The sequence below is a fragment of the Polaribacter sp. ALD11 genome (assembly GCF_002831685.1).
In the GTDB taxonomy this organism is placed as follows: domain Bacteria; phylum Bacteroidota; class Bacteroidia; order Flavobacteriales; family Flavobacteriaceae; genus Polaribacter.
Genome location: NZ_CP025119.1, coordinates 3022628 through 3047097, shown reverse-complemented (window position 1 = coordinate 3047097; position 24470 = coordinate 3022628). Strand labels below are relative to the sequence as shown.

Below are 24470 nucleotides of genomic sequence, written 5' to 3'. Positions count from 1 at the left end.
AAGATCTTATGCTTCAAAAACTATCAAATCACATTACCAAAAATTTTCCTTTTCTGAAGGATAAAAAACTATTAATTGCTATTTCTGGCGGAATAGATTCTGTTGTTTTAACTCACAATTTAGCGGCTTTAAACTTTAATATTTCTCTTGCACATTGTAATTTCAATTTAAGAAATACAGAAAGCGATTTAGATGAAAAATTTGTAACAGAATTAGCGAACACCTTAGGTATCGATTGTTTTACAACTTCTTTTGAAACTAAAAAAATAGCAAAAGTAAACAAAGAATCTACACAAATTGCCGCTAGAAACTTACGGTATACTTGGTTTGAAGAACTAATTACCACTCATAATTTTGACTTTGTTTTAACAGCACATCATGCAGATGATAATCTAGAAACGTTTCTAATTAATTTAACTAGAGGAAGTGGTTTAGACGGTTTTACAGGAATTCCTGAAATTAATGGAAATATTGTACGTCCGTTTTTAAAATTTTCTAGAGAAGAAATTCTCAATTTTGCCAATGAGAATGCTATTTCTTGGCGAGAAGATAAAAGCAATGCTTCTACAAAATATGTTCGGAATAAAATTCGCCATAACGTATTGCCTGTTTTAAAGGAAATAAATCCGAGTTTGTTAGATACATTTTCTAAAACAATAGAAAATCTACAAGAAAGTAAGCAAATTATTGAAGATCGAATTGCAGACGTTTCTAAGAAAATAGTTGAGAATAACTGTTCGATTGCACTCGAAGAAACAAAATTCAATATTAAAAAAATTCAGCAATTATCAAATCCGAAAGCATATTTATATCAACTTTTAGAAAAATATCATTTTACCGAGTTTAATGATGTTTACAATTTGCTTTCTGCACAATCTGGCAAACAACTTTTTTCTAAAACGCACATACTTTTAAAGAATAGAGAGTTTTTAATATTATCCAAAAAAAATAACTTTTCTGATGTTTCTAAATCACAGAAAACAACCTTTGAAATAGCTAAAAACACAGTTGAAATTACAAATCCGATTCATTTAACGCTAGAAGAAGTTAATGAGAAATCAATTCAAAATAAAAACACTATTTACGTTGCTAAGGCGCTTTTAAAATTTCCGTTAATTTTAAGAAAATGGCAAAATGGCGACTATTTTTATCCTTCAGGAATGAAAGGAAAAAAGAAGTTAAGTAAGTATTTTAAAGATGAAAAATTATCACTCTTAGAAAAAAATAATATTTGGTTATTGTGTAATAATACTGGAGATATTATTTGGATTATCGACAAAAGGCAAGACAACAGATTTGGAGTTGACACAAACGCTGAAATTATAAAAATCTGTATCAAAGATAATTGACCAAAAGGTTTGTATCTTTAAATCTTTAACCAAAAACAATATACTTATGAAAAAAATAGGGCTTTTAATAGCAATAATTACAATGGTTTCTTGTAAACCAGAAAACAAAGTAAACTACACCATTGTTTCTGGAAAAATTGAAAATGCAACCTCTAAAAAAGTAACCATATATAGTCGTTTTGACACAAGTTTGATGTCTGAAATCGAGTTAGCTGAAGATGGTACCTTTAAAGATACTCTAAAAATGAATTCAGATTTTTATTTCTTGAGAGAAGGTAAAAATATGACAGACTTTTACGCACCAAGTGGAAGCAATACAAACATTAATTATGATTCAAAAAAGAAAGATTCAACACTTACTTTGGCGGGAACTACAAGTACTATAAACAACTACCTTCTTAACAAAAGCAAAACAAATTTAGCTATTACAGGAGACCAAGAAGAAATGTACTTAAAAAATGAAGAAGATTTTAAAGCTCATTTACTTAAAATAAAAACAGCAGAAGAAGATTTATTATTTAAAACGGATGGCATTCCAGAAGATTTTAAAATTAATGAGAAAAAAAATATTAACTATGCCTATTTAACTACGTTAAACAACTACCAACCTTATCATGGTTACTACATTAAAGATAGAAGTTTTAAGGCTTCTGACAACTTTCTTAATGAACTAGATGATTTGGATATAGATAATGAAACTGACTTTCTTTTTTCTGGAAACTATAGAAACCTTGTAAGTACAAGCTTAAAAGAAAAAGCCCAGAAATTGGTAGAAAAAGATTCTTTAGAAAGAGACATTGCTTATTTAAAAACAATTGTAGCTGTTAAAAGCGACGTAATAAAAAATAAATTATTATATGATGATGCTAGATACGGCATTACTTACACAGAAAATTTAGAAGAATATTATGCACTTTTCTCTAAAAACTCTACAAACGTAGAAAATAATAAAAAAATAACCAAAGACTATAATAAACTAAAATCTTTAGCTAAAGGAAATCCTTCACCAAATTTTACAGATTACGAAGATAATGCAGGTGGCACAAAATCTTTAGAAGACTTAAAAGGAAAATATGTTTACATAGATGTTTGGGCAACTTGGTGCGGACCATGTATTGCAGAAATTCCTTCTTTAAAGCAAGTTGAAAAAGATTTTCATGGTAGAAACATTCAGTTTTTAAGTATTTCTATTGATGTTGAAAAAGATCATGAAAAATGGAAAAAAATGATTGTAGACAAAGAATTAGGCGGTATGCAATTGATGGCCGATAGCGATTGGAAATCTCAATTTATAGAAGATTATATGATCAAAGGAATTCCGCGTTTTATTTTATTAGACCCTCAAGGAAACATTGTAAATGCAAATGCACCAAGACCTTCAGATAAAAAATTAATAGAAACCTTAAATGGTTTAAACCTTTAATACACTCTTAACATCAAATTATAATGAAGAAGATTTTTTCCTTTTTTCTACTTTTTACAGTGCTTTCTATTTTTTCACAAACAGAAAACAATCCTATTGTTTGGGAAGCATCTATCAATAAAATTTCAGACACTGAATACGACGCCGTTTTTACAGCCAAACTTTTACAAGAATGGCATTTGTACTCGCAATACAACCCAGAAGATGCTTCACAAGCTTTAGAAATTATAATTCCCGAAGGTAAAACTGGCTACAAATTAGTTGGAAAAGCCAAAGAAAGCAAAACAGATAAAGAGTATTCAGAAATCTGGGAAAAAGAAGAAATTTTCTTCAAAGACAATGCTACGATTACACAACGAATAGCAATAGTAAATGCTGATATTTCATCAGTTACATTAGAAATATATGGGCAAATTTGTAAGCAAGCTTGTATTCAAATAGAAGAATCTTTTTCTTTTCCTTTAGATGGTAAAAAACTAGAAAAAGAGGTTGTTGTTTTAGATGACAAAAGTAAAAACCTAACACAAGCACTAAAATTAGATTTAAAGAACACCGCTTTATTAAAAGCAGGAACTAAAACTGATGATGGATCTGGTGACTCGCTATTTAATATTTTTCTTTTAGGTTTTGCTGGTGGTTTATTCGCTTTATTAACTCCGTGTGTGTTTCCAATGATTCCTTTAACGGTTTCATTCTTCACAAAACAATCTCAAAGTAAAAGTAAAGGAATTTTTAACGCCATTTTATATGGTGTTTTTATTGTAATTATTTACATACTTTTAAGCATACCTTTTCATCTAATTGATGGTTTAGACCCAAATATTTTAAATACTATTTCTACCAATATCTGGTTAAATATTTTCTTCTTTGTTATTTTAGTGTTCTTTTCATTGTCCTTTTTTGGCTTTTACGAAATAACATTACCAAGTTCTTGGGGAAATAAAATGGATTCTGCCTCTAACGTTGGTGGGGTTGTTGGTATTTTCTTTATGGCATTAACGTTGGCAATTATCTCTTTTTCTTGTACCGGACCAATTTTAGGTTCTCTTTTAGCTGGTTCTCTTGGTACAGTTGGTAATCCTGCATTTCAGCTTTCTGCTGGTATGACAGGTTTCGGACTCGCTTTGGCGTTGCCTTTTGCTTTATTTGCTTTGTTTCCTAATTTATTAAATGCTTTACCAAAGTCTGGTGGTTGGTTAAATACAACCAAAGTAGTTTTAGGTTTTTTAGAATTGGCATTTGCTTTTAAATTTTTATCAAACTCAGATTTAGTTGGTCATTGGGACATTTTAAAACGTGAAGTTTTTATTGGTATTTGGATTGTTATTTTCTTAGGATTGGCGTTGTATCTATTCGGGAAAATTAAATTTCCGCATGACTCTCCACTTAAAAAACTATCTTTCTTTAGAGCTTCTTTTGGTGTATTAGTTATTGCTTTTGTAATCTATTTAATTCCTGGAACGTTAAAAGACCCAACATGGAATTTGAATGCGTTAAGTGGTTTTCCACCACCACAATTTTATAGTATTTATGAGCAAGAATCAGACTGCCCATTAGGTTTAGATTGTTATAAAGATTTTGATGAAGGCCTGCAAGTTGCAAAAGAAACAAATAAACCAATTTTATTAGACTTTACAGGTTGGGCTTGTGTAAACTGTAGAAAAATGGAAGAAAATGTTTGGAGCGATCCTGCAGTTTATAACATTATTAAAAATGAATATGTTCTGATCTCATTGTACGTAGATGATAATGAAAAAGAGCTTCCGAAGGCAGCACAATTCGACTTTAAAAAAGCAAACGGAAAAATAAAGAAAATTAAAACCTACGGAGATAAATGGTCTACGTTTCAGGTAATAAACTTTAAAAATGCTTCACAGCCTTATTATATATTGATGAATGCAGATCTAGAGATTTTAAATTCTCCGCAAAAATATACAGACATAGAAACTTATAAAAGTTGGCTAGAAAAAGGAATTGAAAATTATAAAAAATAATTGGTATAAAAGTTGATGTTATAATAAGCATCAACTTTTATTTTTTAAATTATGAAAAGAAGAACTTTATTTTTAATGATCGTTTTATTAGTGAGTATCTCTTTTCACGCTCAAAAAACGGAACTACCTCAACAAAAAGTACCCGTTAGTATTTATACTTTTAACTCGCTTGATAAAGACGTAAATAGCATTTCTTCGTTAAACAAAAGGCTAAATTTAACGACTTACAAATTTGTAACTATAGCTGCAAATGATATTGAGAACAATATTGCTTCTATTAACTTTAGTGATGTTGGTAAAAAACCATCAGCATATATTTATGATGATTATAAAAAATATCAAAACAACAATTTATTAAAAGGTTTTTTACTTAAAAATGACCCAACAAGATGGAACCTACATCGCATAGAAAACAGAATACAACCCTACTTCCTAAATCAAAAATAATACAGAAATTGAATTTTTCTTAAAATTAACCCCTATTTCTACGATTATCACAATTAAATAGAAAACTATTGCTATATAAGTAAGTTCTGTAGAAACTCCTTTTTGTAACTTTACCCTATAAAATTCACAAAAAATATGTCAGGATTATCTAAACTTTCTCGTTTTAATGAAAATGTGTTGTCTAAATATCAAATTTACAACAGTATTTTTATGACCTTACCTTTCGACACCATTAGCAATACTGGTGTGTTACTACCCTTATTTCATAAATTGTGTGAAAAAGGATTTCAAGAAGGAAAAAATCCGACAGAAATTGTAAATACCTTCTTTAGTAAGTACCAAGAAAATCCTACAGAAAAAGAGAAAACAGATTTATTATTTCGTTTTATTCAGTACATAGAGCGCCAAGTAGTTTTGTTTGATGCTATTGAAGACGCTGCTTTTCCCGTGGTAAATAATATGGACGGAATTGGCACGCTTAGAAACTCTAAAGAAACTGCAATTTTAAGTGATAAAAAAGAAGCTTTAAAAGCCCATTTAGAAGATTTTAAAGTTCGTGTGGTTTTAACAGCGCACCCAACACAATTTTACCCTGGAAGTGTTTTAGGTATTATTACAGATTTAGATCAAGCGATTCAGAATGATGATTTATTACTGATAAAAAAATTGTTAGCTCAATTAGGAAAAACGCCGTTTTATAAAAAAGCGAAACCGTCTCCTTATGATGAAGCGATCAGCTTAATTTGGTATTTAGAAAATGTATTTTATCATTCTATCAGTAAAATATATAACTACATTCAAAACAATATTTATGATGGAAATCCTATGGATAATGAAATTATAGACCTTGGTTTTTGGCCTGGTGGAGACAGAGATGGAAATCCGTTTGTTACCACACAAATTACATTAGATGTTGCAGAAAAACTACGTCAATCTATTTTAAGAAGCTACTACAGAGATGTAAAAAGGTTAAAGAGACGTTTTACTTTTGATGGGGTTCAAGAAATATTAGCAAGAGTAGAAAAAAGACTTTACAAACACGTTGTTAGAAGTTATAGTAAAGTCAACTTTTCTCAAAAAATATTATTAGAAGAACTCTCTAATGCTAGACAGATTGTAGCAGATAAACACCAATCTTTGTTTATCGAAGAGTTAGATGATTTTATAAATAAAGTAAGAATTTTCGGTTTTCACTTTGCAACATTAGATATTAGACAAGACAGTAGAGTGCATCACCAAGCATTTACACAAATTGTAAAAGACTTGCATACTATTGGTGACAGTACTTTTCCTAAAAATTACGAACATTTATCTGAAGAAGAACAAATAGAAATTTTAGCGGCCGCAAAAGGAAGCATCGATCCTAAAACCTTAACAGACGACACTTCTGTAAGCACCATAGAATCTATGTATGCTTTGAAACAGATTCAGAAAAGAAACGGAGAACGTGGTGCAAACCGTTACATTATTAGCAACAACCAAACGGCGTTAAATGTAATGGAAACTTTTGCGATGTTGAATCTATGTGGCTTTGAAAATGGGTTACCGGTAGATGTAATTCCGCTTTTTGAAACTGTAGAAGATTTGCAGAATGCAGAAGAAGTAATGAGAACCTTGTATTCAAATAGAACGTACAGATATCATTTAGAAAAAAGAAAAAACAAACAAACCATTATGCTAGGTTTCTCTGACGGGACAAAAGATGGTGGCTATTTAATGGCAAACTGGGGAATTTTTAAAGCAAAAGAGGCGCTTACAGAAGTTTCTAGAGAATTTGATATTGAAGTTATTTTCTTTGACGGACGTGGTGGACCACCTGCTCGTGGAGGTGGAAAAACACACCAATTTTATGCTTCTTTAGGACCTACAATTGAAGACAAAGAAATTCAATTAACTGTGCAAGGACAAACCATTAGCTCTAACTTCGGAACACAAAATTCTGCTCAATATAATTTAGAACAATTATTAAGTTCTGGTATTAAGAATGATATTTTCACAAAAGATCAATTAAATGATGACAATAGAAAATTGATTGAAGATATGGCTGAAACAAGCTATAAAACTTATGTTGATTTTAAAAATCATCCGCAGTTTTTACCGTATTTAGAAAAAATGAGTACGTTAAAATATTATGCTAAAACAAATATTGGTAGCAGACCAAGTAAGCGTTCTAGTTCTGCTACGTTAGATTTTTCTGCCTTAAGAGCCATCCCTTTTGTAGGAAGTTGGAGCCAATTAAAACAAAACGTTCCTGGTTTCTTTGGTGTAGGAACTGCACTTAAAAAATATGAAGATGCTGGTCGGTTTGATGAAATTGTAGAATTTTACAACGCTTCAGATTTCTTTAAAACGCTGCTAGAAAATAGTATGATGAGTTTGACCAAATCTTTCTTTGAATTGACTGCATACATGGCAGATGATGCTGAGTTTGGTGAATTTTGGAAACTGATTTTCGAAGAATACAAAACGACTAAGAGATTACTTTTAAAACTTACAGGACATAAAGTATTAATGGAAAACTTCCCTATTGGAAAAGCTTCCATTGAAATTAGAGAGCAAATTGTCTTACCTCTTTTAACCATTCAGCAATTTGCTTTAAAACAAATTCAAGAATTACAATCTTCAGACGAAAATGCAGCTAAGATTGAAGTTTATGAAAAAATGGTGATGCGTTCTTTATTCGGTAATATTAATGCAAGTAGAAACTCTGCTTAAAAATAGCTAAAAATATTTTATCCATAAAAAGCAACCAACATTTGGTTGCTTTTTTTATATTTTAATTTTCTTTACCTTTAAAGAAAAAAAAATGCTTGTAAAAGTTTATGGTTCAGCCGTTTTCGGTATTGAAGCAACAACCATTACCGTAGAAGTAAATATTGACAAAGGAATTGGCTATCATCTAGTAGGTTTGCCAGACAACGCAGTACGAGAAAGTTCTTATAGAATTTCTGCTGCTTTAAATAATAATTCCTACAAACTTCTTGGAAAAAAATTAAACTAGACAAAAGCACCTTATCTAATTTTGAAAAAGGTAAAACTGTAATATTAAGACTGAAGATTTGACTAAGATCTTTCTTGTTAAAAATAGCTGAAAACTATTTTTTTTTAAAAAAATTTTTAAAATAAGTTAGGGGGGGAGCAAATATTTTTATACATTTGAGTGCTATCCTATTACAAAATGAAAAAGAAAAAGTGAGTATAAAAATGCTTTCTTTTTCAAAAAAACATATTTATATTATCATTTACAGAAAGTTAAAATGATAATAAATTAAAAAAAACTCAAATTTTGAGTATGTCTTGTTATGTAAAAAAAACAAAACCTCTGCCTGAAAATTTAAGAGACAAAAATATTTCACATAATTGTTTAACTTAAACCTATTGCCTATGTAAATATACAATAACAAGAAGAGATCGTATTGCAAAAGTAAAGCTTTTTCTACAAGTTTCCTAAGAGTTGTCAACTTGTTTATTCACATACAATTCTTAAAAAAATTATAAAACAACTAACCTTTAAAAGGTTATAAATTTAAAAATTATGAAAAAAATTTTAATAGTATTTTTAATGTTTTTTGCTTTATCAAGTTTCGCAATTGATTCAGTAAACAAAAATAAAAACGAGCAAAGTGAGTTTGAATTAACAAAAAATGAATTCGAATTAACGAATACTGCAGATTTTGTAATTGTCGTATGTTCTGTTACTATTAGGAATACTGAGACAGGTGAAACAAGAAAAGTTTATGCTTATGGATATGATAGAAACTCATGTGCATCAAATGCATACGGGAACGCACACAAACTTGTGAAACAATTGAATGACGAATAATGAATTAATAAAAAATAATAATGGAGATTAATTTTTAATCTCCATTATTATTGAAATAAATCTACAAAAAAAATGCTGAAAAAAATCTTAGTTCTAACGTTTTCCTTAATTATTTATAGTACTTATTCTCAAAAAAAAACAATTAATGTTTATCAATTAGAATATCAGAGAAAATTAACTTTTGAAGATACCCCGACAAACCCCTTTATTTCTTCTTTTGAGTACATTAAATTTATAGAGTTAAATAAATCTATTTATAAAAAAATCAAGAAAAACAGAAACTCTAACATTTTAAAAAAAGATAAAAAACAAGGTACTGTTGTTGATTTTTATCCAACAGGAAAAAATATAAGTACAGTTTTTAAAAATTATAAAAAAAATGAATTTTACTCTAAACATGAAGTCGCATACAAATATTTTGTTGTTAAAGATAAATTAGATGTTTTTGACTGGAGTGTTTTGAATAATACAAAAGAAATATTAGGTTATAATTGTCAATTAGCTACCATGGATTATAGGGGAAGAAAATATGAAGCATGGTTTACAACAGACTTACCTGTTGGAGGCCCTTGGAAATATGATGGTCTACCAGGTATGATTTTAGAGATTAAATCAAAAGATAATTTTATAGCTTTTAAAGCTACCAGAATAAAGAATGCTGCAATAGAGTTAGACAATCTAAAGAATCCATTTAAACTTAAAAAAGCTATTACTTGGACTGAATTTAAAGCTTTGTATAAGAGAAAAGCTATGGAACTTATTAATTACAGACCGGATGAAAGTTTTATTGGGGTTGAATCTTCTAGAGGTGGTATTGAACTTTATATTAATAAAGATGACGAAGAATACAACAATGCATTAAAAAAATTACCTAAAACGCGTAAAAATTAATTAAGATATATAAGTGTTGAAAAAAATTAAAATTAGCATAATTAGATATAGTTTTATTTACTTATTTATTTTTTTTGTTATAAAATCAAATTATTCTCAGACATTACAAGGAAATATTAGTGATTCTAATGGAAATTACTTAACAGCAAAAATTCTTATTAAAAAATCTGATGGATCCGGTGTCGTCAATGAATTTATTTTAGTCCAAAACGGGAGATTTTCTTACGATTTGAAAAAAACATATTATGAAAAAGGTTTTTTTTTAGATGTTACTGCTACAGGATATAATTCACATATAGAATTAGTTAAACCATCTGAACTAAAAAAAACAATGAACTTCAATTTTATATTAAAAAAAGAAAAAATTGAAATCCTTGAAGAAATTATTATTAAAGGGAATAAAAGACCTCTTTCTATAAAAAAAGATACCGTAGTTTATAATGTTGAATCCTTTAAAGACGGTACAGAAAAAAAAGTAGAAGATTTATTAAAAAAACTTCCTGGTATTAGAGTAAATGAAGATACTGGTATCATAAAATATAAGGGTATTACTATTGAAACAGTTACTATTGAAGGAGATGATTTATTTGATTATAATTATACAATAGGTACAAAAAATATAAATATAGATTTAGTAAAGGAAATTGAAGCAATTGAAAATTATTCTGAAAATAAATTACTAAAGGGTATTGAAAAAAGCAACAAAGTTGCAATTAATTTAAAACTTAAAAATAATAAAACAGATTTATCTTTAAGTACAGACATTGGCATTGGTAATTATTCAGATTCAGATAATGTGCCAATAGATTTATCTATTAATTCTTTAGCAATAAATAAAATACAAAAATCATTTATTGTTTCAACTTACAACAATGTTGGTAAAAACACTTCTCCTTTTAACTACTTAGACAGTCAGATTAGTCTAGAAAAGATAAAAGAAGAAAAATTTTTAATAGAAAAAATAATTCCAGAATTATATTTACCAAAAGTTACAATAAATAATCTTTCAAACATTAATAATCAAATTTTTGGAAATTTAAATAGCATATTAAATATTTCAGATAAAACAAAAGTTAAATTAAATTTCTATTATTTATCTGATAATAATAAAAATAACCAAATTTCTGAAAGCAGAATTACTATTAATAATTCTGCTTTCAGTACTCTTGACGATATTCATGTCGAAAAAAAACCTTTACAATATCGTGGCGATTTTGAGTTAACGTTTAATACGTCTAAATCCTCATTATTAGAATACAAAATGAGTATAAGAGACGAGTATATTAATACTGAAACAACTATTTTTTCAAATCAAAACAATGATTTCTTATCCTCTCTGCAATCAAATAGTACTTTTCTAAAACAAGAGCTTTTGTACACAAAAAAAAAATCTGATAGAAAAGCTATTCAACTGGAAGCTATTGTAGCAACAAACAATTTAAATCAAACTTTTGTCATCAAGCCGTCAATTTTTGATAATACTAAGTTTAATCAAGACATTCAAGACAATAACTCTAAGAAACTAAACTCTTCTTTTAAAGCACTTTTTTTAGGTAGAACTATAAAAAATAATAAATATAGATTCTCTTTAGGTTATAACTATAATAAAGATTTATTTTATTCGGATTTATCAAGTATACAAAAGACTCAAGTATTGTTAGTACCTAACAGCAAAAACGCGTTAGATTATATTAACTCTGAAATTTATAACAAAGGTTCCTATAACTGGAGTATTGGAAAGTTTACTATATCTCCAAAATATTCTTTGAGATATTTAAATTTAAAACTTAAACAGGATAATATACATAATACTTCAAATTTTTTACTCTTTGAACCATCCCTTAATATAATCTATGAGATAGACAGAACTTCTTCTTTTGGTTTTGTTTCCAATTTTTATAATATCTCAACACCTTTGAGGTTTTTATATAGTAATCAAGTTTTGATAGACAATAGAGTGTTAAGAAGTAATAAACCAAAACTATCATTACAAAAGATTAAATCATTTAGTTTATCATTCTCAAAGAATGACCTTTTTAATCAATTTGAGATGTACTTAGGAGCCAATTATAGTATTAATAACGGAAATTTTTTTAGCAACTTATTTATAAATGAGAATTCATCAAGAGTTAGTATTTTTTTTCTACCTGAAAGTGTAGGAGATATTGCTTTTAACTTTAGTCTTTCAAAATTGATTTACCCACTAAAAACTACCTTTAGGATAAACTCCAATTATTCAATCGTTAATTTTAAAAACGTAGTAAATAATTCTGAATTAAGAAATAATAAAAGTAATTTTTCAGTTAACAGTATTTTTTTAAAAACATCTTTCAACCTACCTGTTAATATAGAAAATAAAACAACATATACCTTTCAGGAAACTAAAAGTATAAACACATTTAGTAATAAATCTATAGAAAATAATTTGAAACTGATTTTAAAACCTTTTAAAGGTTTTTCTGCTTCAATTACCCATAATTATATTATTCCTTCTTTTAAAAATAGTTCTAATAATTATTCTTTTTTAAGCTCTAAAATACGATATACTCCGAAAAAAAAAAGTTGGCAGTTGGAACTATCTGGAGTTAATCTATTAAATGAAAAATCATTTAGTAAAGAGAGTGCTACTGATATTTCTAATAACTCTCTTAGTGTAGATTTAATTGAAAGGTATATACTATTAAATTTTTCATACTCTTTTTAACCTCCATAAACTTAAAAATGTTACTTCAATAAGGATTGTATATCAATTAAATATATAAGAATGGTAAGTATGTTATTTCTTTTTGACTAATTCATATTCTGATATCAAAAAATGGATACTTTTAAATATCATTACGAGATTCTAAACTAGAAAATCAGATAATTTACAAACTATCTATTATCAATTTTTTCTCTACCTTTATCCAAAAGAAAAAAAAATGCTCGTAAAAGTTTATGGTTCAGCCGTTTTCGGTATTGAAGCAACAACCATTACCGTAGAAGTAAATATTGACAAAGGAATTGGCTACCATCTAGTAGGTTTGCCAGACAACGCAGTACGAGAAAGTTCTTATAGAATTTCTGCTGCTTTAAATAATAATTCCTACAAACTTCCTGGTAAGAAAATTATTATAAATATGGCGCCAGCTGATATTAGAAAAGAGGGTGCTGCTTATGATTTAACTTTAGCTGTTGGTATTCTTGCTGCTTCTAGTCAAATAAAATCCGAAACCATACACGAGTATATTATTATGGGTGAACTTTCTTTAGACGGAAGTTTACAACCAATAAGAGGTGCTTTACCAATAGCTATAAAAGCGAGAGAAGAAGGATTTAAGTATTTAATTCTTCCGAAGGCAAATGCAAAAGAAGCAGCTATTGTAGACAATGTCGAAATTTTAGGTGTAGACAATATTTTAGAAGTCATCAATCATTTTAATGGTGATAAAAAAATTGAACCCACTTTGGTTGATACAAGAGCAGAGTTTTATAAAAACATCGATTTCCTAGAATTCGATTTTTCTGATGTAAAAGGTCAAGAATCTATAAAACGTTGTATGGAAATTGCTGCTGCTGGCGGACATAATATTATTTTAATTGGGCCACCAGGATCTGGAAAAACCATGTTAGCAAAAAGATTACCATCTATTTTACCCCCCATGACTTTGCATGAAGCATTAGAAACCACAAAGATTCATTCTGTGGTTGGTAAAACTAAAAATGAAGGTTTATTATATCAACGTCCTTTTAGAAGTCCACATCACACAATTTCTAATGTTGCACTTGTTGGTGGCGGACAATACCCAAGACCTGGCGAAATCTCGTTGTCTCATAATGGTGTTTTATTTTTAGACGAATTACCAGAGTTTAAAAGAGATGTATTAGAAGTAATGCGTCAGCCTTTAGAAGATAGAGACGTTACAATTTCTAGGGCAAAATTTACGGTTACGTATCCTTGTAGTTTTATGTTGGTAGCGAGCATGAACCCGAGTCCGAGTGGATTTTTTAATGACCCAAACTCTCCAATGACTTCGTCTCCACAAGAAATGCAGCGCTATTTAAGTAAAATTTCGGGTCCTTTATTAGACAGAATTGATATTCATATTGAAGTAACTCCTGTACCTTTCGAAAAATTATCCGAAGAAAGAAAAGGAGAATCTTCTGTAGATATTAGAAAACGCGTTACAGCTTCTCGAGAAATACAATCAGAAAGATTTACGGAGTTTGAAAATGTGCATTACAATGCTCAAATGAATGTAAAACAGATTCGTAAATTTTGCAAACTATCCGAAGAAAGTAAACTACTTTTAAAAACCGCTATGGAGAAACTAAATCTGTCTGCCAGAGCTTATGACCGAATTTTGAAAGTCTCTAGAACGATTGCAGATTTAGCAGCTGTTGCAGATATTTCTCCAGATCATATTGCAGAAGCAATACAGTATAGGAGTTTAGATAGAGATGGCTGGTTGGGGTAAAATAAAAAAAGGAATAAAATCTAGAACTGCTTAAAGACTTTATTCCTATTTGCTTAATTCAAATAAAACAAAACTTACTATTTATACCCTTTAATTTCCCCTAAAGAAGCGAATCTATCTCCATCATGCGCCGAATTCATTGTAATTTTAATATATCTTGTTGTTTGTGATGAACCAAAATCTATATTTTGATCGTCTGATGATTGTGCTAAATTAAAACTACCTAATGAAGTCCAGTTTATATTATCTGCACTAACACTTACAGTTATATTACTTACTGATCTTGAAGTATTACTTCTTTGGTTAAATTGTAAACCAGCTATTTCTTTACTTGCTCCCATATCAATAGTTAAATGATGAGGATATGCAGCAGCACCACAGTCTCCATTCCAACAAGAATGCCAATAGGTTTCTTTATCTCCATCTAAAATATCTGAAGCTAAGCCATTACCTGCTCCACTTTCTCCTACCGCTTCCTCTGAACTAAAATCTACAATAGACCAATTTGTTCTATCAAGTAAAACTGCGTTTACAGGTGGCGTTGCAACTGGTAAAGCTGAAAAATCGATATTTGGTGCTGTTCCACTAGAAGCTCTTGTAAACATTGTTCCTGCTTGAACATCATTATTAAAAAACCCACAATTCTTTAAAAAGAATTTATTTCCATTTGAACCACCAGAAAAGTCTAAACGATCTCCTGCTGCTGCAGTAGCATCTACACTAAAGCTTGCGGTAGTAATTTCAGACCAAGTGTTATCTGTTGTGTATGCCCACTGATTCCCGTACTCTCCTTGTCTTGTTTTATACCCTGTACTTGGATTAAAATTTTCTAAGAAAGAATGAGGTCTTTTTAAATAAGTGTTTGTTTTGGGTCTTCTTAATGACGCTATTAATTCCCATTCATTTGTTTCAGGGTTAAAGAAATATCCTGTATAATCTGTAGATCCGGAAACTGATGCAGAAGGTTCACCTTTTAATAATAGCTTATAAGTAACACCTGCTTCCCACCCTATATTTTTAAAACTTTGTATTCCTGAACCTTCATTTCCAAAATCTTGCACGGTTACTCCTACTCCATGACCCAAGCTTGTTACTTTATAATCATCTGGAATTTGGTTTGGATCATCTGTAGTAAATGCACTCCAAATTGAAAATAAAACACGTCTTTCTGAATCTGAATTTACTTGCAAACCAAAATACCCTTGCGCATGTCCGTTTACCATAAAGAAAGAACCTAACTTATCTTGTCCAACAGGAACCGTAACTTCATTATAAAAATACTGTATATTTTTATCTGAAGGAACATTATAGCTTAAATGAACAGAAGGTCCTCTTCTACCAAAATGTTGATTGCTTTTTGGATTAAAATTTATTGTAGTACTAACGGCTGAACCTCCTAAAAGAAGATCATTAATATCTCCAATATAGTTTCCTGACTTAGAAAGTCCTTTAATTTCGATATAATTATATCCTGCAGGTACTGTAAAAGAACCAACATCAACAGTTCCATAATCTGTAGTTGAAAGTATAATTTCTTTATTAACACCACCTATAGTAACACTTATTTTTGAGGCTCCGTCTGGTGATTTTGCATTGAAACCAACTTCTAAAGTTCCGGCTCCTGTATTAACATATGTACGAATAATATCATTTGTTGAAGACCAATTGTGAACACCATCAACAGTAATTACGGAAGCATCTTGTGCCAAATCTCCAATTACCCAACTATTAGAGCCAATAGGCACTGTTTTTGAAAACGTTAAACTAGTTTCTGGGTCTGTATTTCCTGAATCTAAAGGTTCATCAACAGAATTACCGCTTTTAGAACATGAAGAGTATAAGAAAACCGTTAACACTATTGGTACAAAAAATAATATTTTTTTGTTAATTCTGAAGTCTTTTTTTATAAGTTTCATTGCTACTTTTATTTAATTTCATGATACATCTGGTGGTTGCCATTGTTATTAATTACTACAACACCTGTACCTTTATTTGTTTCTACTTTTTTTAATTCTCTAACATCTTTGTCTGCAAAAAAACCAGTTTTAGCATTTTGAATAAACTTAAACACACCTTGTTTTTCACCTTTTAAGAAAACGCCAATTCCACTGTCTGCTCGCGTAGTTTCAATTTCAGATAGGTAATTATTTCCTGCCATTAAAAGATCTTTAATCCCATCTCCATCAAAATCATCATAAAGAATACTATTTATAGGCGCTTTTTGTACTTCTATAGGAAATGCCTTAAAATTAAATTTCCCTGAGCCTTCATTTATAAAAATTCCTGATTGAAATTCTGTAACCTCGTAATGCAGCGATTCAGAAAAATTAGCTCCTATTACCCCGCCAATATCTTTATTGGCAAACTCATTGTACGTTTTTATTTTTTCTTTTAAGTAAGGCATCTGTTGTGTCGTACACCCTTTACCTCTTACTGGCACTTGTTTATTATTGTAATATTTAGCCAGCATAATATCTTCTGTTCCATTATTATCAAAATCATGAGTATATACATGAAATGGTTCTTCTTTAGAAGCATGGTATTTATAGTTTAAACCTAAGTTACCAGCAATAATATCTTTGTCTCCATCACCATCTATATCTTCAATTACAATCATATTCCACCAACCTTTGGTTGACGATAAAGTATCATAGGAAGTATTTTTAGATAATTTTCCATCTTCATTTACAAATACTTCAATTCCCATCCATTCTCCGGTTACAATTAAATCGAGATCTTCATCATTATCAATATCTGCCCACTGTGCATCTGTAACCATTCCAATATTTGCAAGCTCTGGAGAAAGTTTGGTCGTTTTATTTTTAAAAGCACCTTTTTCATTTATCATAAGATATGAATTAGGAGCATATGGATACTTGTCTGGAATTACTCTACTTCCAATAAACAGATCTACATCGCCATCATTATCATAATCGGAAGCTCGTACAACTGCACCAGCAGTTTTTATAGATGGAATTTTAGAGGTATTTCTTTTGAATTTAAAGTTTCCGTTATTGATATATAATCGATCTTCTAAAAGGTCTGAACCTTCTGGAAATTCATAACTCCCACTAACTACATACAAATCTTTATCTCCATCATTGTCAGCATCAAAAAAGCAAGCAGCAACATCTTCATATTTACTGTCTTTTTTAAAATCTGAAATGGTAATTGCTGTATAACCTCCGCTTTTTTTAGCAATTAGTAATTGTGCTTCTTGTTGATGAGCGCCTCCAATAAAAAGATCATCTAAACCATCATTATTAAGATCTGCTTTTGCCACCGATGGTCCTGTTTGAGATAACTTATGAGGTAACAATACTTGTTTGTCAAAATCGTTAAACGGAATTTCTGTGTGAGAAAAATTAAAAGATTCTTCTGAAAATATTTTTTTTGATGTTGTTTTTACTGTTTCATCAACTTCTGTACTTTCGGCATAATTAATTATTAACGTTTGATTCGCTTCTACATTCTCTAAAACTTGCGTTTTACCATTAAACCAAGTAACTTCTAATTTAGGAATCGTTGTATTTTCTCCTAACCCAAAACTTAAAGTATTAGACATGGAAGAAAGATAGCCTCTAGAATTTATGAGTTCTCTTGTAATTATTTCTCCATTGTTTTGAAATAATTGAACTTTTGTTCCTACACCAAATTTATTTTTATCTGTCCCTTTAAACTTAATTCTTAAATAGTTTTTATTGCTTGTTTCTCTTGTATTATTTTTTAAAATTGTTGCCTCCTCATCTAAATTATTGGTAACAATATCTAAATCGCCGTCATTATCTAAATCTACATAAACGGCTCCGTTAGAAAACGTTGGTGCTTCATTAGCCCAATCTTCTGTAACATCACTAAATTGTCCTTTTTGGTTATTCTTAAAAAAATAGTTCGTTAATTTTTGTTGCGGCAACTGCTGCGTAAATTTGTAGAAATCCTCTTCGCTAAGTTTCTCTTTATTTTCTTTTATATATGCATCTATTTCTTTGTTAGTATCTCTATCTACAACATCTCTGTAAACTCCATTTGTAACATAAATATCGTTATAACCATCTAGATCGAAATCTGCAAATAGCGTAGACCAACTCCAATCTGTACTTGCTACACCAGACATATTCGAAACTTCGCTATACGTATTATTACCATTATTTATTTGCAATACATTGTGCATATATTGATGATGATAATCTGTGTCTACCATTTCTTGAAAACGGTCTACAGACATCATAGACATAGTCGTTTTTGATCTAATGTAATCTTCCGGACTCATATCTAAAACCATTAAATCTGTTAGTCCGTCATTATTAACATCTGCAATGTCACTACCCATACTATAATAAGACATATGCTTAAATAAAGCGTTTCTACTTTCCGTAAAAGTGCCATCACCATTATTTAAATATGCAAAATCTGGTGTAATAAAATCGTTGGAAACATATACATCTTGCCAACCATCATTATTAAGGTCACCAACTTGTGCGTTTAATCCGAAGCCAATATCTGGTGCAATACCAGCTTTTATAGATACATCTGTAAAATGGCCTTTCCCATCATTTTGATACAATTTATCACTCCCCCTTAAGTTTTTAGTTTGTTGGCTTGTTTCAATTTTTTCTAAGTCGATAATTTTTCCCGTTAAACTAAAATCTGAAGGCGCATTTGCAATGTACACGTCTAAATCTCCATCTTTATCGTAGTCGAAAAAAGTAGAACTAATAGATTTATTGGTATCTGCTAACCCATATTCTGTTGCTTGTTCAGTAAAAGTAAGATCACCGTTATTTATGTATAGCATGTTGGCTAATTTTTCATCTCCTTTGTACCAACCTGCACGATTGATATAAATATCTAAAAAACCATCATTATTAACATCAGCTACAGAAACACCTACATCAAAACCTGGTCTTTTTACAATACCAGCTTTTAACGTAATGTCTTCAAATTTAAAATTGCCTTTGTTTAAGAATAATTTATTATGATATATATTTGAAGTGAAAAATAAATCTTCTAAACCATCATTATTAAAATCGGCAGCTGCAACACCACCTCCTATATAAATGTATTGATATTTATAATAATGTAATCTTTCTGATTCTAATATGTCGTTTCTAAAAGTTACACCCGTTATCTCTACGGGTACTTTTGTAAAAAGTTGATTACTATCTAAAGATTCAATATTCTTACCACAAGAAAATAAAAGGATGAATAACATTAATGCTGCAAAAAACCTAAAATTAAACATAACTTATTTAAATGTATTTAGTGTGAAAAATATTCTATTAAGATAAAAAACAAGTGAACAAAATTCATTCACTTGTTTTATAAAAAATAATTAACTCAAATTAAATTTGGTTTTATTCTGAAATGATTTACTTACTATAAATACCTCTTTTATAAATCACAACAATACCCAAACGTAAAAAATATAATTGTTTACAAAAAGAATAGCTTCTTTTTATTAATTTCTAATCATTCTGAATTAAACTTGGCTGGATTAATATCTGTTGTTCTGGAATAAATTCTATAATAACATTATTAGTAGCTTCTATTTCAAAAAACGGATTTGAGTTATTTAAGTGCGTACCAGGATATTTTCTGTTCATCGTATTCCCGTTTCTATACACATCAAATTTTCTATGTCCTTCAAACGCTAATTCTAATCTACGCTCTTCTAAAACAACATCTAAAACATCTTTACCATTTAAATTTGTTAATGTATAACTTGGTACCTGAGCTCTAGTTCTAAGCACATTCAACTCATTTAAAGCAAGTTGACCTGCATTATTCTTTGCCAATGCTTCTGCTTTATTAAGGTACATTTCTGCTAACCTAGATACTGTTGGAGACCAAAGATGTAAGTCTTCTTCTTGGTATGATGCTTTTAGAATAAAGAACTTAGGGTATCCATTACGCTTGTCCATATCAAAATCGAAAACAACATCTTGTCTTCCGCTTGCATCATTAAAATAATACTGCGTTTTTCCATTTACTGTTTCAGATTCTAACGTGTAAGTATTACCACCCTCTTCTAATGTAGTTGTTGCACCAGTAGTTGTTGTACGTCTAAATTTATACTTATAATTACTATCATCTACCCAATATACTGCCGGAATTTTTTGACCATTTCCATCTAATAAATATTGTGGTTCTATAAAACTTTTTCTTAAATCTCCGGGGTTTTTATCTATTAATTCTAGATACGTTTGAGATGCATACATTTCTCCCCAACCTACGCCATCTATATTTGCGTAAAAAGAACCAATTGTATACCAATCTTCTGTACCAGGAATGTCAATATCTTTTGTTAAAGTAATAGAGAAAATAGCTTCATCATTAGTGCTTGGCGCAAGTCTATTCATTTTTGAAAACCTATTGCTATCAAGCAAAGAATATTCGCCAGAGTTAATTACTTTATCTGCGTATTCAATAGCTTTGGCATTATCTTCCATATACAAATATACTCTAGATAATAATGCTTGTGCAGCTTCTTTTGAAGCAAATGACGGACCTCTATTGATGCTCATTAAAGCCTCTGCTTTTAGCAAATCTTTAATTACTTGCTCATATACTTCTCCTACGGTATTTCTATCTGGTAAATCTGTAATACTGGTTGTTAACTTTAATGGAATAGATAAGTTAGAAATACCTTGGTTGTAAGGTTTTCCAAAGACATTACCCATTTGAAAATAAACCAAAGCTCTAATGTAATAATTTTCACCTATTACTTGATCTGATTCTAAAGAAACACCTTCTTTTACACCTTCAATTACTTTGGTTGCACCTACAGTTGCTTTGTAAGATTTTGACCAGAACCTATCGCTTCTTGAGTTGTTTGGGGTTCTTTGGTAATTGTAAAAGAAAAATAAAGCATCGGTAGTACCTCCACTTATCATCACATTATCTCCAGAATATTCAGATATTCTGTGTAAATCATCAGACCATCCATCATACCCTTTGTCTCCTTTTAAAAACACATAGTTACCTAGTGTTGCTGCTTGAGCAGAACCAGGATCTGCAAACAATTCTTCTGCTGATATTTTGTTAAAAGGACTTCTATCTAAATCACACGAAGTAAATACAGCCGTGATTGTTAGTAGTGTTATGTATACTATTTTTTTCATGTTTAAGTTTTTTATTTAATTAAAACGTAATGTTAAGACCTAGTGCATATCTTCTAGGAATTGGGTAACCTAAACTTACAGAACCATTAGCACCACCAATAGTAGGATCTACTCCTGTGAAGTTGGTAAATGTAACTAAGTTATCTCCTGTTATATAGAAATTCATTCCGCTTAAGCCTAAACTTCCCAATACAGATTCTGACACATCATACGAAAACCTTACATTGTTAAGTCTTAAATAACTTCCGTCTTCTAAATAACGAGTAGATGTTTGATTACCACCTGGATACCCACCTACTACTGCTTTAGGATGTGTAGCAATATCACCTGGTTGTTGCCATCTAGATGATCCTTCTGGAAGTTTCATTTGATTAAATTGTAAATAGAAACCATCTGAATCAAACAAATTTCTTGAAGAATTATATAATTCTGAACCGTACGAATAACTCCAATTGGAACTTAATGTGAAGTTTTTATATCTAAAAGCTGTATTAAAACCACCTGTAAAATCTGCATTAGAAGTTCCAGAGATTTGATTAGTAGCATCATTATAAACATTTGTTGTAGTTCTCTCTCCTGTAGTAGCATCTACTACTTCGTATGAAGGCTCTCCGGTTGCAGGGTCTACTCCTAACCATTTTCTCATATAAAATGTACCTAACTCTTCACCTTCTCTAATAATAGTCGATCCTCCAATAATGTCTGTGCCTTCTGATAGTTTGTCCACTGTATTATCATTAAAACTCATATTAAGACCAGCACTAATACCAAAGTCTTTCTTGTTTACAATATCTGCAGCTAAAGAAAACTCTACCCCTTTGTTTGTAATAGACCCAATGTTTTGGTATCTTCCTCCAAAACCTGTTTGATCTGATAGTTTTCTAAAATAAAGTAATCCTGAATTTTCTTTGTTATAATAATCTACTGTTACATCTAAAACATTAAAAAGTCTAGTATCTATACCTATGTTGGTTTCAATAGATTTTTCCCAAGTTAAATTTTCGGTTGCTAATTGAAAAGGTTTTGCCGCTATAATACCTGCGTACTGAAATCTAACATCGTATAAATCTAAAAATCCAAATCCACCAGGTTGGTTACCAACGGCACCGTAACTAGCTCTTAATTTCAATTTATTAATTTGATCTATATTAAAGAAATCTTCTTTGTGAACATTCCATCCTGCTGCTATTGAGTAAAATTCACCATAACGATAGTCTTTAGCAAAAGCTGAAGCACCATCTACCCTTAAAGATCCTTTTACAAAATACAACCCATCATAATCATAATCTGCAGAGAACAAGAAAGATTGTTGTGCAGACTCATTTTCATTACCAACGACTGCTGCTGGCTTAATACCAACATCTTGTACTTGACCATTTACAAGTATATTTTCTGATCTTGCAGATATATTTTTAGAACTAGAATCATTATACTCATATGCCAATAAAGCATTTACAGTATGTTTTTCTCCATAAGAATTAGAGAATTTTAACATTTGATTTGTAAATCTGCTTAATCCTCTATAAGTATAATCACTTAAAGCCCCATTACTTGTTCTACCTCCATTAGATCTTGGGTCTGAATAACTAAATGATTCGTACGTGCCATATCTAAAATTATTCGTAGAAATATAAGTTAAGTTAGAGGTAATTTTATAATCAAAATCGAAACTTGCAAATAAGTCAAAAGATTCAGAATTACTGTAATTCCATTGTTGATCGAAAAAGTAGTTTCTCTTATCTCTTCCTAACCAATCATCTCCTTGTGCTGTATTTGCATTTACTACAGAACCATCTTTATTAAAAGGTAAATCCCAAGGCATATTTGTATACGCTTCATATAATGGCGCTTCTCTAGTGTTATCTCTATTATCGAAAACAAAATTAATTTTTGGTTTAATAGTTAACTTATCATTTATATTATAATCTAGGTTAGTTCTAAAAGTATATCTATTTAATTTATTCCCTTTAACAGTACCATCTTCTTCATAATACCCTGTAGATATAAATAGATTATGAGTCTCTGTTGCAGCTGTAAATGTTAATGAAGCATCTTTTACAAAAGCATCTTTTGTAGCTCCGTCTACCCAATCATAATCTCTACTAAGAAGATCTTCGTTAAACCAGCTAGATGTATTTCCTAGTTCTGTATGGTAATCATATAATTCTCTAGAGTTCATCAATTCAAATCCTCCTGGGTTAAATTGATTTACTGCCGTTTTAATAGAAACTTTTATTTGAGGTTTCGCTCCAATTTTCCCTCGTTTTGTAGTGACAATAATTACACCATTTGCACCTCTATTACCATATAAAGATGTTGCAGAAGCATCTTTTAATACAGAAATACTTGCTACATCATTAGGGTTTAATTTAGGGTCTGAATTCCCCACAATTACACCATCAATTACCCAAAGTGGTGAGTTTGTAGAGTTAATAGAAGATCTACCTCTAATAAGAATATTAGGCGATGATCCAGGAGAACCTCCACTAGGTAAAACTTGAACACCTGTTACCTTTCCTTGTAACATTGTAGCTACTTCTGGTGTAGTAACATCTGCTAGTTTATCTGAATCTATACTAACCACAGATGACGTTATTGTTTCTTTCTTTTGTGTACCATAAGCTACAACAACAATTTCCTCTAATTGACTAGAGCTTTCTTGTAACGATACTTTTATCTTTTTTTCATTTGAAATAGTTACCTCTTTAGGCATATAACCTAATGAAGAAATCACAACAATACTTCCCGAATTTGATTTGATCGTTACGACACCATCGAAATCTGTAGACCATCCTTTTGTTGTTTCTTTGACAATAACACTTGCCCCTGGTATTGGCGCTCCTGCACCATCTACCACTGTTACAACAATAGATTTTTCTTGAGCGAATAGTATCGCCGAAAAGAAAAGCATTGTTATAAAAATTGATATACTTTTTTTCATATAAAATTGGTTTTAGTTGATTTT

Annotated in this window: 13 protein-coding genes and 1 pseudogene; 10 read left to right on the top strand and 4 right to left on the bottom strand. The window is 30.1% G+C overall.

Annotated features, from left to right (window positions below):
- The first annotated feature begins 8 nt into the window (after nucleotides 1–8).
- The 10 genes and pseudogenes from tilS (at nucleotide 9) to CW731_RS13235 (ending at nucleotide 14384) form a co-directional block, all read left to right on the top strand.
- Nucleotides 9–1349: a tRNA lysidine(34) synthetase TilS gene (gene tilS / locus CW731_RS13280; RefSeq protein ID WP_100947177.1), complete on the top strand. Its 1341-nt coding sequence runs from the start codon at nucleotides 9–11 to the stop codon at nucleotides 1347–1349.
- Nucleotides 1350–1395: 46 nt separating this feature from the next.
- On the top strand, nucleotides 1396–2772 hold the full coding sequence (locus CW731_RS13275) for a TlpA disulfide reductase family protein (RefSeq protein ID WP_100947176.1): 1377 nt from the start codon (nucleotides 1396–1398) through the stop codon (nucleotides 2770–2772).
- Nucleotides 2773–2795: 23 nt separating this feature from the next.
- Nucleotides 2796–4766 (top strand): protein-disulfide reductase DsbD, encoded by a 1971-nt coding sequence (locus CW731_RS13270; protein WP_100947175.1) that lies wholly within the window; start codon nucleotides 2796–2798, stop codon nucleotides 4764–4766.
- 51 nt (nucleotides 4767–4817) lie between these two features.
- Nucleotides 4818–5213, top strand: a complete 396-nt coding sequence (locus CW731_RS13265) for a hypothetical protein (RefSeq protein WP_100947174.1) — start codon at nucleotides 4818–4820, stop codon at nucleotides 5211–5213.
- A gap of 135 nt (nucleotides 5214–5348) precedes the next feature.
- Complete coding sequence (locus CW731_RS13260) at nucleotides 5349–7928, top strand: phosphoenolpyruvate carboxylase (RefSeq protein WP_100947173.1); 2580 nt, start codon at nucleotides 5349–5351, stop codon at nucleotides 7926–7928.
- A 91-nt stretch (nucleotides 7929–8019) separates the two neighbouring features.
- A pseudogene (locus CW731_RS13255) lies at nucleotides 8020–8208 on the top strand (magnesium chelatase domain-containing protein); the annotation flags it as partial.
- Nucleotides 8209–8748: 540 nt separating this feature from the next.
- Nucleotides 8749–9036 carry a hypothetical protein gene (locus tag CW731_RS13250; protein WP_100947172.1) on the top strand — a complete coding sequence of 96 codons (288 nt, stop codon included), beginning with the start codon at nucleotides 8749–8751 and terminating at the stop codon, nucleotides 9034–9036.
- A 72-nt stretch (nucleotides 9037–9108) separates the two neighbouring features.
- On the top strand, nucleotides 9109–9927 hold the full coding sequence (locus CW731_RS13245) for a GLPGLI family protein (protein WP_100947171.1): 819 nt from the start codon (nucleotides 9109–9111) through the stop codon (nucleotides 9925–9927).
- Between the two features lie 229 nt (nucleotides 9928–10156).
- The gene (locus tag CW731_RS13240; RefSeq protein WP_157812234.1) at nucleotides 10157–12631 is read left to right on the top strand and encodes a hypothetical protein; all 2475 of its coding nucleotides are present in this window, start codon (nucleotides 10157–10159) and stop codon (nucleotides 12629–12631) included.
- A gap of 217 nt (nucleotides 12632–12848) precedes the next feature.
- Nucleotides 12849–14384 carry a YifB family Mg chelatase-like AAA ATPase gene (locus CW731_RS13235; RefSeq protein WP_100947169.1) on the top strand — a complete coding sequence of 512 codons (1536 nt, stop codon included), beginning with the start codon at nucleotides 12849–12851 and terminating at the stop codon, nucleotides 14382–14384.
- Nucleotides 14385–14461: 77 nt separating this feature from the next.
- On the opposite strand, the gene CW731_RS13230 is transcribed toward CW731_RS13235, so the two are convergent.
- The 4 genes from CW731_RS13230 to CW731_RS13215 all read right to left on the bottom strand — a co-directional run bounded on the left by CW731_RS13230 (nucleotide 14462) and on the right by CW731_RS13215 (nucleotide 24446).
- Nucleotides 14462–16300, bottom strand: coding sequence for a DUF3472 domain-containing protein (locus CW731_RS13230; protein ID WP_157812233.1), 1839 nt, complete (start codon nucleotides 16298–16300; stop codon nucleotides 14462–14464).
- Nucleotides 16301–16308: 8 nt separating this feature from the next.
- On the bottom strand, nucleotides 16309–19596 hold the full coding sequence (locus CW731_RS13225; RefSeq protein WP_198519821.1) for a VCBS repeat-containing protein: 3288 nt from the start codon (nucleotides 19594–19596) through the stop codon (nucleotides 16309–16311).
- A 253-nt stretch (nucleotides 19597–19849) separates the two neighbouring features.
- Nucleotides 19850–21505: a RagB/SusD family nutrient uptake outer membrane protein gene (locus CW731_RS13220; protein ID WP_100947167.1), complete on the bottom strand. Its 1656-nt coding sequence runs from the start codon at nucleotides 21503–21505 to the stop codon at nucleotides 19850–19852.
- A 19-nt stretch (nucleotides 21506–21524) separates the two neighbouring features.
- A complete protein-coding gene (locus CW731_RS13215) occupies nucleotides 21525–24446 on the bottom strand; it encodes a SusC/RagA family TonB-linked outer membrane protein (RefSeq protein ID WP_100947166.1) in 2922 nt (973 codons plus the stop codon).
- Between the last annotated feature and the right edge of the window lie 24 nt (nucleotides 24447–24470).